11 protein-coding genes are annotated in these 15,071 nt (G+C 72.5%); 3 read left to right on the forward strand and 8 right to left on the reverse strand.

What is annotated here, in order from left to right; translation table 11 throughout:
- From ACIBJC_RS04165 to ACIBJC_RS04175, 3 genes are all read right to left on the reverse strand, one after another.
- Complete coding sequence (locus ACIBJC_RS04165) at nt 1–834, reverse strand: M55 family metallopeptidase (RefSeq protein WP_399287444.1); 834 nt, start codon at nt 832–834, stop codon at nt 1–3.
- Nucleotides 835–1,045: 211 nt separating this feature from the next.
- Nucleotides 1,046–3,136, reverse strand: a complete 2,091-nt coding sequence (locus ACIBJC_RS04170) for a SulP family inorganic anion transporter (protein ID WP_399287447.1) — start codon at nt 3,134–3,136, stop codon at nt 1,046–1,048.
- On the reverse strand, nt 3,130–3,774 hold the full coding sequence (locus ACIBJC_RS04175; RefSeq protein WP_399287450.1) for a carbonic anhydrase: 645 nt from the start codon (nt 3,772–3,774) through the stop codon (nt 3,130–3,132). The genes ACIBJC_RS04170 and ACIBJC_RS04175 overlap by 7 nt, the downstream gene beginning before the upstream one ends.
- A 236-nt stretch (nt 3,775–4,010) precedes the next feature.
- Here ACIBJC_RS04175 and ACIBJC_RS04180 point away from each other — a divergent pair, with 236 nt between their 5' ends.
- Entirely contained in the window at nt 4,011–5,057 is a 1,047-nt protein-coding gene (locus tag ACIBJC_RS04180; protein WP_399287453.1) for a response regulator transcription factor, read from the forward strand.
- Nucleotides 5,057–6,535, forward strand: coding sequence for a sensor histidine kinase (locus tag ACIBJC_RS04185; RefSeq protein WP_399287456.1), 1,479 nt, complete (start codon nt 5,057–5,059; stop codon nt 6,533–6,535). The genes ACIBJC_RS04180 and ACIBJC_RS04185 overlap by 1 nt, the downstream gene beginning before the upstream one ends.
- Before the next feature lie 46 nt (nt 6,536–6,581).
- On the opposite strand, the gene ACIBJC_RS04190 is transcribed toward ACIBJC_RS04185, so the two are convergent.
- The 4 genes from ACIBJC_RS04190 to ACIBJC_RS04205 form a co-directional block, all read right to left on the reverse strand.
- Nucleotides 6,582–7,301: a class I SAM-dependent methyltransferase gene (locus tag ACIBJC_RS04190; RefSeq protein WP_329827863.1), complete on the reverse strand. Its 720-nt coding sequence runs from the start codon at nt 7,299–7,301 to the stop codon at nt 6,582–6,584.
- Nucleotides 7,302–7,397: 96 nt separating this feature from the next.
- Entirely contained in the window at nt 7,398–9,857 is a 2,460-nt protein-coding gene (locus ACIBJC_RS04195; protein ID WP_399287460.1) for a SpoIIE family protein phosphatase, read from the reverse strand.
- A gap of 135 nt (nt 9,858–9,992) precedes the next feature.
- Complete coding sequence (locus ACIBJC_RS04200) at nt 9,993–12,506, reverse strand: MFS transporter (RefSeq protein ID WP_399287462.1); 2,514 nt, start codon at nt 12,504–12,506, stop codon at nt 9,993–9,995.
- Nucleotides 12,507–12,760: 254 nt separating this feature from the next.
- A complete protein-coding gene (locus ACIBJC_RS04205; RefSeq protein WP_329827866.1) occupies nt 12,761–13,207 on the reverse strand; it encodes an SRPBCC family protein in 447 nt (148 codons plus the stop codon).
- A gap of 139 nt (nt 13,208–13,346) precedes the next feature.
- Between ACIBJC_RS04205 and ACIBJC_RS04210 the strand changes: the two genes are divergently transcribed.
- The gene (locus ACIBJC_RS04210) at nt 13,347–14,438 is read left to right on the forward strand and encodes an Rv2578c family radical SAM protein (RefSeq protein WP_399287465.1); all 1,092 of its coding nucleotides are present in this window, start codon (nt 13,347–13,349) and stop codon (nt 14,436–14,438) included.
- 22 nt (nt 14,439–14,460) lie between these two features.
- On the opposite strand, the gene ACIBJC_RS04215 is transcribed toward ACIBJC_RS04210, so the two are convergent.
- Nucleotides 14,461–15,033 carry an adenylosuccinate lyase gene (locus ACIBJC_RS04215; protein WP_399287468.1) on the reverse strand — a complete coding sequence of 191 codons (573 nt, stop codon included), beginning with the start codon at nt 15,031–15,033 and terminating at the stop codon, nt 14,461–14,463.
- Nucleotides 15,034–15,071 lie beyond the last annotated feature (38 nt).

Consider the following 15,071-nt stretch of genomic DNA (forward strand, 5'->3'; position numbering starts at 1 on the left):
TCAGCCATACTGCTCCTCCACGGCGGCCGAAACGATCGTCGTGACCGCTTTGAAGGTGCGAATGGCCTCATACATCGTCCCGCTGGTGTACGAGACGCGCCGTTCGCCGCTCGGCGCGACGCCGGGTACGACCGTGGCGGCGGCGGAGAGATGGGCCGCGTCGAACTCCAGCTCCAGGGTGAACGGGCCGCCGTCGACGGGGGCGTGGCGTACGGCGAGGGCCGTCGCGTCCTTCGCGGCGGCGCGGATGTCGGCGGCGGTACGGGCCGGGGTGCGGCAGACGGCCGCGTACCGCGAGACATGGTCCTTCACGGCGACCTTGTGCGCCTCGGGCGCGTAGCCGATCGCGTCCTCGCAGGTCAGGTCGTCTCCGGTGACCAGGACGACGGGGACGCCGTACTCGGCGACGACCTGTGCGTTGAGCAGGCCCTCGCTGGCGCGTACACCGTTCAGCCAGACCCCGGTGAGGGAGTTGGCGAGATAGGTGTGGGCGAGGACGCCCTCCGTGCCGGCGCCGGTGTGGTAGCCGACGAAGGCGATGCCGTCGACGTCGCCGTGCTGCACGCCCTCGACCATGGAGAGCGACTTGTGACGCCCGGTGAGCATCTCGGCGCGCTCGTCCAGCTTCTCCAGCAGCAGATTGCGCATGGACCAGTGCGCCTCGTTGATGAGGACCTCGTCGGCGCCGCCGTCGAGAAAGCCGAGCACCGCCGCGTTGACGTCCGAGGTGAACAGGGCGCGGCAGCGATCCCACTGCGGCGTCCCCGGCAGGACGTCGGCGGGCCAGGTCACCCCCGTGGCACCCTCCATGTCGGCGCTGATGAGGATCTTCACAGGTGGCTCCGTTCTCCGCCCGGCGCCGCGCGGCCGCACGCCGGTCCTGAGGGCAGGGTGAGTGTAGACCGACAGGACGCCTGCCCCGTAAGGGTCCCGCAGAAAAGGGCATGTCCTCGCCGATACGCCACATCCGCACGACGCCCCCCGCTCGGGAGGGGGCGCCGTACGGATGTGGGGTGTGAGGGGCCGCGCGTCGGGCGTGGAGGCGTCAGCGCATGCGCGCCGAGGGCCGGTACTGGCCCTGCCCCGTCCCGTCCGTCGGGCCGAAGGGGTCCATCGGGTCGGCGGAGGTCCTGAACTCCTCGACCGGCGTCGGGTCGAGGTAGAACCACTCGGCCGTCGGTCCCGGTGTCGCCCCCAGATCCCCCTGGGTTCCCTGCCCCGCGACCGAGGAGGGCGGCGCGGCGGGCGGCACGGGCGCGTTGGGGGTGTTGGGCCGCAGCAGTTCCACCCGTACCTCGCCGGTGCCCCGCTGCTGGGCCACGAACTCGTCGACCTGGCTGCGGCAGGCGTGGTCCCAGTGGGTGACGGCGGTCAGGTCGAGGCGGATCCTCGGCATCCCGGCGGAGGCGACCTCCTCCAGCGCGTCGATCAGCTTCGGCAGCCGCAGGAAGGTCGCGTTGCCCGCCATGACCAGCTTCGCCGTGTCGCCGGACACCTCGGTGCGTACCGAGGTCTGCGACATCCGCAGCGCGGCCAGGATGATGCCCGCCGCGAGGCCCACGAGGACGCCTTCGAGCAGGGCGGTGGCGACGATCACGACCGTGGTGAGGGTCATGACGACGAACTCGCCCCGGTCCTGGCGCCACATCTTCGGGAACTCGTGCGGCGCGAACAGCTTCCAGCCGCTGTGCACCAGGACGCCCGCGAGGACGGAGATCGGGATGAGGGCGAGCACTCCGGGCAGCAGCACGGCGAAGGCGAGCAGCCACAGGCCGTGCAGGGTGCGGGAGAGCCGGGTCTTGGCGCCCGCCTGCACATTGGCGGAGCTGCGGGCGACGACGGCGGTCATCGGCAGCGCGCCGAGGAAGCCGCAGATCGTGTTGCCCGCGCCCTGCGCGATGAGTTCGGAGTTGTAGCGGGTGCGTTCGCCGGTGTGCATCCGGTCCACGGCGGCGGCCGTGAACAGGCTCTCCGCCGAGGCGATGATGGTGAAGGTGAGGACGGTGGTGAGGACCGCGCCGTTGGCGAGCAGCGCGAACTGCGAGGGCCCGGGGATCTGGACGGACGCCAGCAGGTTGCCGACCTGGAGGGTGGTGATGTTCACCCCGGGCAGGGCGGCCACCCCCATGCCGCCGGCCACCGCGACCAGCGCGGCGGGCATCTTGTTCACCGGGGCCGGCATCTTCTTCCAGAGGAAGCTGAGGACGACGGTGCCGATCCCGAGCGCGGCGGCGATCATCTTCTGCGGGTCGGCCAGGGTGTCCGCGATCAGCCCGGGGATGCCGAGCATGTTCTCGATCGGTACGCCGATGGCCTTGGCGTCGGCCATCGGGTACGCCTGGCTGAACATCAGCGGCAGCCCGATCCCGGCCAGCATGCCCTGCACCACGGCGATGGAGATCGCCTGGAACATCCGGCCCAGACGGATCAGTCCGAGCCCGATCTGGAGCAGCCCGGAGGCCAGCACGATCACGCCGAGGGTGGCGAGTCCGTGCTCCAGGACCGCCTCGGCGACCAGCGCGGCGAGACCGGCGGCGGGACCGCTCACCTGGAGGGTGGAGCCGCGCGCCATGCCGACGACCAGACCGCCCACGACACCGGAGATGATGCCCAGCTCGGGCGGGGTGCCGGAGGCCACGGCCACGCCGATGCAGAGCGGCAGCGCGACGAGGAAGACGACGAAGGACGCGGTGATCTCGGTGGCGAGGTCGGGCTTCTGACCGGCCCCCGGCTTCTTCTTCCCGGCCGCCTTGCCCGGCGCCTTCCCGGGCGCCGGCGGTGGACCCGGCGGCCTCGGCGGGGCGGACGGCGCCCCGTAGGACGCCGGGGCGGTTCCGTGGGGATCCGTCGCGTACGGGTCCCGGGCGTAGGCGTCCGCGGTCGCGTACGGATCCGCGTACGGGTCCGGCCCGTACGGATCGGCGACGGGGTACGGGTCGGCGTACGGGTCCGTGGGCGCGTACGGGTCGGCGCCGAAGGCGTCGAACGGATCCGGCCGCACCGTGCCGTACTCCGGTTCGGGCTCGGGTTCGTGTGCGCGGTTCTGGCCGCGGCCCGCATGCCGGCCGCGGTGGCGGCCGTTGCCCGGCGGACCGGGCTGGACGGGGCCGCCGTATCCCTGCCCCGGGCTCAGCACGCGTGCACCCGGAAGGTGTCGTCGTCCTCGTTGAGCTCCCACAGCTCGCCGGTGTGGACCTCGTAGTACCAGCCGTGCAGCGTCAGCCTGCCCTCCGCCAGCCGCCGCCGGGCCGCCGGGTACTCGCGCAGCGCGGCCAGTTGGACCCGTACGTTGAGCTGCGCCAGCTCCGTGACGCGCGCGTCACCCGGGGCGGGCGCGGCGGCCGGATCCGTGCCGTCCGCCGGCCGACGGTCCAGGACGGAGGCCAGCCCCGGCCGGGCGTTCTCCAGCCAGGCGCCCACGCCGGGCAGGGCGGAGAGGTCCTTGCCGGAGGCCAGGGCGCCCATCGCGCCGCAGTGGGAGTGTCCGCAGACGACGATGTCCCGTACGTCGAGCACTTCGAGCGCGTACTCGACGGTGGCGGCCTCCCCGGAGACGAGATGCGGCACATGCGGGGGGACGATGTTGCCGGCGTTGCGTATTTCGAAGACCTCACCGGGTCGCGCACCCGTGATCAATGCGGGGATGACGCGGGAATCGGAACAGGCGACGAAGAGTGCCTGTGGAAATTGCCCTTCGGCCAGTTTCCGATATGTCTCGCTTTCGAAATCTACCCGGCGTCGGAACGAGCGGGCGCGTTCGAGCAGAGCCTTCATAGTGCCTCCCCAGCGGGTGGTTGTAGCCAGGACCTGGTTCAACACCGTAGAGAGCGCCACCCAAGACGAAGGTTAGAGGAACACTAAGGCAATGCCATGATTCGGCCGAGCGCTGTGACCTGGCTCCCACTCCCGCGAAAACTGTGTTCGCCGGATCCTTTTATCGTACGGTGTTCGCCCCGGCGCGAATACGGGAAGAACTCGTGTCGGTCGAATTCACGGAGAAACGGAAATACATGACCCTGAGGGCCCTGCTCATCGAGGACGACGAGACGATCGCCGAGCCCCTTGTCGAGGGTCTGGGCCGCTACGGCGTGACGGTGGGCCGGGTGTCCACGGGCGCGGAGGGACTGCGCGGCCCGTACGGCGACATCGTCCTGCTCGATCTCGGACTGCCGGACATGGACGGTATCGACGTCTGCCGGGGCATCCGGCAGGTCTCGGACGTGCCGATCATCATGCTCACCGCGCGCGGCACGGAGGCCGACCGGGTCCTGGGCCTGGAACTGGGCGCCGACGACTATCTCGCGAAGCCTTTCAGCGTACGGGAGTTGATCGCCCGGATCCGGGCCGTGACCCGCAGGACCGCCGCCTGGGCGGCCCCGGCGGGCGCCACGCCCATGGACCCGACCGGCGCCACGGGGGCCTTCGGCGGGATCCCCGCGCCCATCGGGGTGGAGGTGACGCACGGGCGCGGGGCGTTCCCGTACCCGATGCCGACCGCTCCCCCGGCGCCCGCGCCCCACCGGGCACGGCAGGCTCCGTCCGCTCCCGCCGCGCCGCCCGCGCCGCCGTCCCCGCCGGAGGCCGCGCCCGCGCCCCCGCCGGCCCGTGAACGGGCGTCGGTCCGTGAACCGGCGCAGGCCCGCGAGTCCGCGCCCGCCCGTGAAGCGGCCCCGGGGGGAGGAGACGTACTGCCGCCGCCCTCGGCCACGGGCGCGCTGATCGTCGACCGGCGCACCCGTCAGGTCTGGATCGGTGAGCGGTCGGTGATCCTCACCCCCAAGGAGTTCGATCTGCTGGCCCTGCTGACCGAGGATCCCGGCGCGGTCTACTCGCGCCAGCAGATACTCGACCGGGTGTGGGACCCGAACTTCCACGGCCCGACCAAGACCCTCGACGTCCATGTCGCCACGCTGCGGCGGAAGTTGGGGAATCCGGCCTGGATCCAGACACTGCGCGGGGTAGGGTTGCGGCTCGCCGTGCGGACCGACCCGCATCAGGAGCAGCAGGGCCCGGTCGGCGCCGGGCACGCCTTCGACCACCCGGGGTCACGGTTCTGATGACACAGAGACTGCTGGTCAGCTATCTGACCCTCGCCGCCCTCGTCCTGATCTGCCTGGAGATCCCGCTCGGCTACGTCTACAGCGCCGCCGAGCGCGAACGCGCCACCAACGCCGCCCACGAGGAGGCCGAGTCGATCGCGGACTACGCGTCGCTCTCCCTCGCCTACGGACGCCCCGAGGAGCTCGCCGCGCAGGTCGCCGCCTGCGCGAAGCGCATCGGCGGCCGGGTACTGGTCGTGGACCCCTCGGGCACCCCGCTCGCCACCTCGCACCCGATCGACGCGGACGAGCGGGCCGGTCTCGCCAAGCGGGCCGAGATCTCCGCGGCGCTGCTCGGCGGCAACGGCGCCGATGTGCGGACCTCCTCGATCGGCGGGGTCAACTGGCTCTCGGTGGCCGTCCCGGTCCGGCACGGTGCCACGCTCCAGGGCGCCGTACGGCTCATCGTCCCGACCGACGCGGTCGCGCGCGACGTCCACCAGGTGTGGCTGGGGCTGGCGCTCGGCGGGGTCGGGGTGCTCACCGCCGTCGGTACGGTGGCGTTCGCGCTGGCCCGCTGGATCGGCGGACCCATCCGTGAACTGGAGCGCGCCGCCCGTACGTTGGCGGGCGGCAGCCTCACCACCCCGGCGTCAGTCACCACGGGCCCGCCCGAAGTACGGGTACTGGCAGCCACGTTCAACCGTACGGCCGCCCTGCTGGAGCATCTGCTCGCCTCCCAGAGCGCGTTCGCGGGCGAGGCGTCCCACCAGCTCAAGACACCGCTCGCGGCGCTGCGGCTGCGCCTGGACAATCTGGAACCCGATGTGCCGCCGCATCTGCGCGCCAACCTCAACGCCGCGATGACGGAGACCGAGCGGCTGGCCAGGATGGTCGAGGGGCTGCTCTCGCTGGCCCGGATGGAGGAGACCGCGCTCACCCCCGAGCCGGTCGACCTGGACGAGGCGGCGAAGGAACGCGTCTACGCCTGGGGCGGTCTCTACGAGCAGCACGGTGTACGGCTCCTGCTGCTCGGCGATCCGATCGGCCGGGCCCTGGCCGTCCCCGGGGCCGTGGAACAGATCCTGGACAACCTGCTCTCCAACTCCCTGCGGGTGGCGCCGATGGGGAGCACGGTGACGGTGTTCCGGCGGCTGCGCGGCAGCGGCGCCGAACTCCATGTCGCCGACCAGGGGCCCGGGATGACCGCGGAACAGCGGCGGCGCGCCTTCGACCGGTTCTGGCGGGCGCCCGACGCGCCCAAGGGCGGCACCGGTCTCGGGCTCGCCCTGGTCCAGCGCCTCACCCTGGCCAGCGGCGGCGAGGCGCTGCTGCTGCCGGCGCCGGGCGGCGGCCTGGAGGCCGTCATCCGGCTCCAGACGCTGACACCCCGGCGCGCCGGCGGGTTCCCGCTGCCCATCCCCCACCCGCGCCGCCGCCCGACGGCCGGGGCGAAGGCGGGAGCGGGGGCGGGCGTGGGAGCGGGCGACGCGTGACCTCGTCCGTACGGGGGCCTTGCAACCGCCCCCGTACGGACGCCCGTTACTGTCCGGCGAGGACGAACCACCGCGCGGGCAGGTCGATCCGGGTGCCGTCGGGCAGGTGTTCGGTCTGCGGGAGCGCGGTGTCACCGCTGGCGAGGATCTCCAGGCCCGCTCCGCGCAGCAGTTCGGGCACCTCCTCGTCGGTCACGCCCGCGGGCCTGAGCCCGTGCTCGAAGACCCGCCGCAGCTTCTCCGGCGGGCCGCCGGGGCCCTCCACCGCTCCTTGGAGCACCGCCTTGGAGGCGGGGGTCAGCTCGGCGACGAAGGCCCGGCCGCGCGTGCCGACCAGCTCCGCGACGGCCGCCGCGACCGCGGGCCGGTCCTGCGGGTCGCTCTGGTGGATCACGGCGCGCATGTAGACGTTGGTGTCGCCGGTGCGCTCGCGCAGCGCGCGCACGGCGTCCTGGTCGACCAGATCGATCTGTTCGAACTCGGCCGTCCCCGTGGTGTCGGCGCGGCGCGCGTGTGCGATCGCCGCGTGCGAGAGATCCACCCCGATCGCACGGGCGAAGCGGGTGGCGAGGTAGCGCGTCTGGGTGCCGTTGCCGCAGCCGAGGTCGACCACGGGCAGTGAGGCGTCGGCGTGCGGCAGGAGCAGTTCGCTGTGCGGGACGGAGCCCAGCGACGGGTCGCAGTCCCAGATCGCCTCACCCGGCGCGCCGGAGGTCTCCCGCCAGTAGCCTTCCCAGGATTCGCGGTAGCGCGACGACACATCCATGTCGGTCCTCCCCGTGCAGGGCTCACCGGGCGCGAGCTGTCGCATCATGGAGTACCGCCCGTGGGGCGTGGGAGGCAAGAGGGCCTGGTGGTTCCTTCACCTGCCCTTCGCACGGGTGCGCGTGGTGTGCGGGAGCGCCTGCTCGAACCAGACCGTCTTCCCGTGTGCCGAACTGCTGCTGCCCCACTCGCGGGCGAGCGCGCTCACCACCCGCAGTCCGCGGCCGAACTCGTCCGAGCGGCCCGCGCTGAGCAGCGTGGCGGGCGCGGGCTCGTCGTCGAGGACCTCGCACAGCAGGGCGTCCGTACGGACCAGCCGCAGCCCGACCCGGCGGGAGCGGGCATGGTTCACGGCGTTGGTGACCAGTTCGCTGACCATCAGTTCGGCCGTGTCCACCACCGTGCCGGGCAGGTCCCAGCCGAGGAGCCGGTCGCGTACCAGACGCCGGGCGCGCCGCACCTCGCGTGGGTCCAGGGCGAGTTCGTACTCCGCCACGTCGTCGGTGGGGATGCCGTTGAGCCTGGCCATCAGCAGCGCCACGTCGTCCTTGCGCCCGCCGCGGGTGTTCAGGGCGCGGATGATCGTGTCGCAGGCGTCGTTCATCGAGGCGGCGGGGTGGGCGGCGGAGGCGCAGAGCGCCGCGAGACCGTCCCCGATGTCCTCCCCGCGTACCTCGACCAGGCCGTCGGTGCAGAGCACGAGCCGGTCGCCGGGACGGATCCGTACGGTCGCCGTCTCGAAGGCCACGCCGCCGACGCCGATGGGCGCTCCGGTGGGCACGTCGAGGACCTCGCTGCTGCCGTCCTCGGCGCGGACGAGCACCGGCGGGATATGACCCGCGTTGGCGATCTGGACCTCGGAGCGGATCGGGTCGTACACCGCGTACAGGCAGGTCGCCAGGTACTGTTCGCCGAGCCGCTGCGCCAAGTCGTCCAGATTGCGGAGCAGTTGGGCGGGCGGCATCTCCATGGTGGCCATCGTCTGGACGGCGGTGCGTAACTGGCCCATCATCGCGGCCGAGTTGAGGCCGTGGCCCATCACGTCCCCGACGACCAGCGCCGTACGCGATCCGGGCAGTTTGACGGCGTCGAACCAGTCGCCGCCGATCCGGCCGAGCCGGGTGCCGGGCAGGTAGCGGGTGGCGATGTCGCATCCCGCCATGCGCGGCGCGACCTGCGGCAGCATGCTGTCCTGGAGCGTCTCGGCGACGTTCTCCTGGTAGGTGTACATCCGGGCGTTGTCGAGGACGAGCCCGGCGCGGGCGGCGAGTTCGGCCCCGGTCGTACGGTCCATGGCGTCGAACGGCTCGCGCTCGGGCCGCCGCATCAGCACCATGAAGCCGAGCACCACGTCGCGCGCCTTGAGCGGGACGAGCAGCATGGAGCGGTGGTTGATGAGGGGCCGCAGGTCGCGCTTCTCGAACTCGCCGGAGATCCGGTTGCCCTGCTCCTCGCTGATCCGCGGGATGAGCACGGGCTCGCCGGTGACCATGCACTGGAAGAACGGGGTGTGTTCGGGGAAGGCGATGGCCTCGCCGACCGGGACCGTGTCGTCCCAGCGGCCCGGCTCGTCGTTGTGTTCGACCCAGACGCGGTGCCAGATGGTCGTGACGTCGGGCGGCCCGTCGGGGAACCCCTCACCGGCCAGGACGGCGGCGCGCAGATGGGTGCCGGCGAAGTCGGTGAAGCGGGGCACGGCCGCGCTGGTGACCTCACGGATGGTGCGGGACAGATCGAGGGAGCTGCCGATCCGTCCGCTGACCTCGTTCAGGAATTCGAGGCGCTCGCGCACCTCCGCGTACTCCAGGTCGAGTTCGGGCCGGGGTGCCGCACGCCGCCGCGGTGTGTCCTGCGCGTCGGGCGTGGTGTACCCCGGGTGGTCCTGCGCCCGTTTCGGCACCCCCCAGTCCGGGGTGACGGGGACCCGTTCGTGACGACTGAACTCCAGTACGGGGTAGCCGAGTTCGAGGACCTGGGAGACGATGCGGCCGGCCGCGGCGGGCCCCATGTTCGGCAGGATGTCCGGCAGCCGTCTCGCGAGCCGGTCGGCGTCGGGGAACTCCGTGTGCAGGGCGAAGGCCGGGGTGATGCGCAGCGCGCCGCCGCCCGGATCACCGGTCGCCTCGCCGTCCGCGGAGCGGAACTGGGCCGCGTCGGCGGCGAGGACGAGATGGCGCCCGGGGCCGGGGCCGACCAGCGGGTAGGCCCACCAGAGCACGTCGAGTCTGCCGCGCCCCGGCTCGGAGAGCTTGGCGCACCCGGCGGTCGCGTAGGAGCCGAGGGTGTGCAGCTCCGGGCCCAGCTCGTCCTGGCCGTCACGGTCGTCGTAGCCTCCGTGGGCCACGCTCCGCTCCTGCCGCGCGAGGGCTCCGGCCACCGGCATCAGGTCCGCCGCCGGCTGGCCGACCGCCTCGTCCCGGGTGGGCCCGAACAGCCGTCGGGCCCCGCTCGACCAGTGCGACACCAGACCGTCGCCGTCCACGACGACCACGGCGAGCGGAATCCGGCCGGCCGCCGCGAATCGCTCCGGCGGCCCCGGCGGAATACCCCTGTCCATGGGTGGGAGGCTCCTTCCCTGCCGCCAGGATCCGCGGCTCCGCCCTCCACGGTACGCACTTCCGCACAGGTTGCGCCGGGCAATGAACTAATAGGTAGTGCGCCCGCGCACAACCCTTTGCCGACTGAATTTCAGTCAGTCCTCGTGGCCCAATTGGAGATCGCGTTCGGTGCGCCCGCCGCCCGCCATCCGGAGCACGGTGGCGACCGGAGGATAGCCCGCCGCGATGACCGTGTATTCGCCGGAGGAGAGGTCGACGAAGCGGAAGGTGCCGTCGGCGCCGGTGGTGAGGGTGTCCACCACGTTGCCCGCCGCGTCGAGCAGGGTGACCCGGGCGTCCTCGACGGGACGGCCGCCCCCGGCCCGTACGGTCCCCCGCAGCACCGCCCCGCCGGCCAGCTCGATGTCCTGCCGGGTCTCCCGCGACGCCTGCACGGTGACGGGGAGCGCGGCGGGCCGGAAGGCGGGGGCGCTCGCGGCCAGGGTGTACTCGCCCGCCACCAGCTCCGAGATCACATAGCCGCCCTCGCGCCCGCTGCGGGTGGTCGCCACGACGTCCCCGCGGACATCCGTGAGGGTCACGGCGGCGTCCCGTACGGGGGTGCCGTCGGCGGTGACCACGGCCCCGGCGAGACGGCCCGCGCCGCCGAGCACCACGTCCAGCTCGACCGGGCGTTCGCCGACGGTCACCGTGACCGCCTGCGGCTGGTGCCCGCCGGCCGCCGCGATCATCACGTACGAACCGGCCCCGGGCACGCTCAGCGCGTACCGCCCGTCCGTGCCGCTCGCGCCGCGCCCGATCTGGTGCCCCTGGACGTCGATGAGGGTGAGCGCGGCGCGGGGCACGGTGGACCCGTCGGGGTGCTGGACGGTGCCGCAGACGGCCACGCCCTGGAGATACGCCGCCGGACGCTCCGGGCCCGCCGGGGCCGAAGGCGCCCCGGGCGCGGGCCGGGCGGCGCGTGGGAGGGGGACGGCGACCGGCTCTGCGGCGGTGGGCTCGGCGGCGGAGGCGTTCTGGGACACCAGCGGTTTCTCCTTGAGGAAGAAGGCGGTCAACAGGCCGAGCGCGAGCACCGGCACGAGATAGAGGAAGATCCGCGGCATGGCGTCCGCGTACGCCTGGACGTAGCCGTCGCGCAGTGCGGGCGGCAGTGCGTGGACCATCTGCGGGGTGATGGAGTCGGGGCTCGGCAGCCCCGCCCCGGCGGGGACGCGGTCGGCCAGCGCGTCGGCGAGGCGGCCCGCGAAGAGCGTGCCGAAGACGGCGGCGCCCACGCTGCCGCCGATCTGCCGGAAGTAGTTGTTGGCGCTGGTGGCGGTGCCGAGGTCGGCGGGGCGTACGGAGTTCTGCACGGCCAGCACCAGCACCGGCATCACCAGGCCCACCCCGAGCCCGAGGACCGCCTGCGCCACCCCGCAGGCGAACCGGGACGTGTCGGCGTCCAGCCGGGACAGCAGCCACATGCCGACGACCGCGAGCGCGGAGCCGAACACCGGGTAGACCTTGTAGCGCCCCGTACGGCTGACGAGTTGGCCCGCGACGATCGAGGAGCAGACGATGCCGCCCATCATGGGCAGCATCAGCAGCCCGGACTCGGTGGCGCTCGCCCCGTCGACCATCTGGAGGAAGGTCGGCAGATAGCCGGCGGCGCCGAACAGCGCGACGCCGGCGATCGCGCCCAGCAGTCCGGTGACGTTGAAGACGGAGTCGCGGAAGAGGCGCGGCGGGATGATCGGTTCCACGGCGAAGCGCTCGACGACCAGGAAGAGCAGCGTCGTCACGGCGGCGCCCGCGGCCAGGCCGAGGATGACGCGGGAGCCCCACGCGTACTGCGTACCGCCCCAACTGGTCAGCAGCACCAGGCAGGTGGAGGCGGCGGCCAGGAGCAGCGTCCCGAGGACGTCGAGACGGGCGCGGGCGGCGGGTTTGGGGAGCTTGAGGACCACGGTGACGACGGCGAGGGTGACCAGGCCGAAGGGCACGTTGAAGTAGAAGCACCAGCGCCAGGAGACATGGTCGGTGAAGAAGCCGCCGAGCAGCGGTCCCGCGACGGAGGCGACCCCGAAGGCCGCGCCGATGAGCCCCATGTACCGGGCGCGCTGCCGGGGCGGGACGATGTCCGCGATGATCGCCTGGACGCCGATCATGAGCCCGCCCGCGCCGACCCCTTGGAGGGCGCGGAAGGCAATGAGCTGGTCCATCGTGCGGGACCAGCCGGCCAGCGCGGAGCCGATGACGAAGACGACGATCGCGAACTGGAAGACACCCTTGCGGCCGAGGAGGTCGCCGAGCTTTCCGTAGACGGGCAGGCCGATCGTGGCGGTGAGCAGATACGCGGTGATCGCCCAGGACATCCGGTCCAGGCCCTGGAGTTCGCCGACGATCTTCGGCAGGGCGGTGGCCACGATCATCTGTTCCAGCGAGGCCAGCAGCAGCGCGAGCATCAGCCCGAGGAAGACCAGGCGGATCCGGCGGGGGCTGAGCGGGGCGGTGGCGGCGGCGCCCGGGGCGGGGGTGTCAGGACCGGCGCCGTGGAGGGCGTGCCGCCCGCCGTGGCCGTTGCCGTCGTCGGCGGCGCCGTCGTCGGACCCGTCGTCGCGTTCGACGACCGGTCCGCCCTCCGTCACCAGAGTGGTCCCACCCACGTACCGCTCCCCTCGTCGCACCTGCGCGGCGTCATTCTTCGCATTGGCCGCCGAGCAGGAGCAAGCGGGAGGCTCTCCCCCGAAGAGGAGTGTGACGGGGGGAAGTTGAGGGGAAAAGGTGGCAACGGGGCGCTCATCAGGGGCTTTCCCGCGACGCCGCACGCCGGGGGCGCACAACCGCGCCGCGGGGAAGACCACTCGAAACGGTGAGCCCGGGAAAGCCCGAGCGGGCCCGCTGCCGGGCCGGTGGGAGGTCAGCCCTTCTCGGTCTCCGTGGCGAGCTTGGCCAGCAGCTCGTCGTAGATGCGGGCGAGCCCCTTCGGGGCGAAGGTCCGCTCGAAGAAGCCGCCGACACCGCCGGCGCCGTCCCAGACGGTGGAGACGGCGGCCTTCGAACGGCCCTCACCTGCGGGGGTGACGGTCCAGGTGGTGACCATGGAGGAGTTGCGGTCCTTCTCCACGAGGCGGCCGTCGCTGGGCTCGGTCACCTCCAGCAGGCAGTCGCGTACGCGCTTGCTGGTGGCCTGGAGCCGCCAGTGGACGAGGGTGCCCTCGCCGTCGCCGCCCTCGCGGACCTCGTACTCGCTGAACTGCCCCGGAAGGAGCTTCGCGCGGGTGTTCTCGTAGTCGGCCAGAGCATCGAACACCGTCTCCGGGTCCGCCGCGATGACTCGCTCCGTCGTGGCCTCGACCTGCGCCATGGATCTTCCTCCAGCACTCGGTTCTTAAGCGGGGTGCGGCCAGCCAACCACCCCCCGGTACGCCCGCCCAAATCCGGGCCGGAAGCGATCAAGGGAACAAGTGTTCTATTCTGTCGCCAGTGCTACCGAGGAGGCACCCATGCGCTGGGACAATCTGGCCGAAAGCCCACCCGACACCGCGGGGACCGGAACGCCCGGAGCGACCGGGGTACCCGGGACACCGGGGTCGCCGTCCGGGGAGATCGCGCTCTTCGGTACGGACGCGGTGACCACTCGTACGTTCGACACCCCCGAGTTCCGAGGAATCACGTTCCACGAGATCCGGGCCCGTTCGATCGTGAACCGGGTGCCGGGAGCGTCCCGTATGCCGTTCGAATGGACGGTGAACCCTTACCGCGGCTGCACCCACGCCTGCGTCTACTGCTTCGCCCGCAAGACCCACAGCTATCTGGACCTGGACACCGGTCTGGGCTTCGACTCGCAGATCGTCGTCAAGATCAACGCCCCGGAGCTGGTACGCCGCCAGCTCGCCTCCCGCCAGTGGCAGGGGGCGCACATCGCGATGGGCACGAACGTCGACTGCTACCAGCGGGCGGAGGGCCGCTACCGGCTGATGCCGGGCATCATCGGGGCGCTGCGCGACCGCGCGAACCCGTTCTCCATCCTCACCAAGGGGACGCTGATCCTCCGCGATCTCGATCTGCTCCGGGAGGCCGCCGCCGTCACCGACGTCGGCATCTCGGTCTCGGTCGGCTTCACCGACCAGGAGCTGTGGCGCACGGTCGAACCCGGCACGCCCTCCCCCGAACGCCGCCTCGACGTCGTACGCGCCCTGACCGGCCAGGGCATCGACTGCGGGGTGCTGATGGCCCCGGTCATCCCCTTCCTCGGCGACCGCCCCGAACAGCTCAGGGAGACGGTACGGGCGATCGCCACGGCCGGGGCCGCCTCCGTGACCCCGCTCGTACTGCATCTGCGGCCGGGGGCGCGCGAGTGGTTCATGGCCTGGCTGGGACAGCACCATCCGCATCTGGTGGCGCAGTACGAGCGGCTGTACGCGGAGGGGGCGTACGCCCCGAAGTGGTACCAGCGGCGGATCACCCGCCAAGTGCACGAACTGGCCGACGAGTTCGGGATCGGCCCCGCGGGCCGGGGCGCCGCGCGCCACATCCGTCCCCCGGCCGCCGCCCCGCCCCAGGAACCGGGCGCGACCCAGCTCACGCTGTTGTGAACCCTGCCGGGGCCGCGGGGAGTCAGGTGCCCGGGAGGCGGCCGAGCGCCTCGCCGGCCGCCGTCGCGAGGCGGGGGTGGTCCCTGGCCGCCGTCAGGACGGGGCGCGCGCGGGCGTCGCCGAGGCGGCCCAGGCCCTCTACGCAGGCGAGCGCGACGCGCCAGTGCGGCTCGTCCGGGGAGAGCAGCCGTTGCAGTGTGGTGATCAGCGCCGGTACGGACTCGGGCGCCCGTAACTCGGCGAGCAGGCGCACGGGGTGCAGCGCGTAGGCCGTACGGAGCCCGTTGGTGGCGAGCGCGGCGGCGGCCCGGGAGGTGCGCGGGTCACCGAGCCGGGCCAGGGCGTACGAGGCGGAGACGCAGCGCTCCGGATCGCGGTGGTTGAGGAGCAGCACCAGCGCCTCGAAGGCCCGCGCGTCACCGGCGCAGCCGAGCCGGAAGGCGGCGATCTCCAGCGCCCACAGGGGCTGGCCGCGCCCGACGAGGACATCGGCCAGCGCTTCCGTGTCGTCGGTGCCGATCAGCCGCCGGTACACGACGGAACCCCCGGACTCGTCCTTCGTCCGGTCGGCGAGCGAGCGGAAGTCCTCGTCCATGAGATCAGGATATCGGCGCCCACCAGCGTCAACCACGC

It is taken from the genome of Streptomyces sp. NPDC050509 (genome assembly GCF_044457965.1).
Taxonomy (GTDB): Bacteria; Actinomycetota; Actinomycetes; order Streptomycetales; family Streptomycetaceae; genus Streptomyces.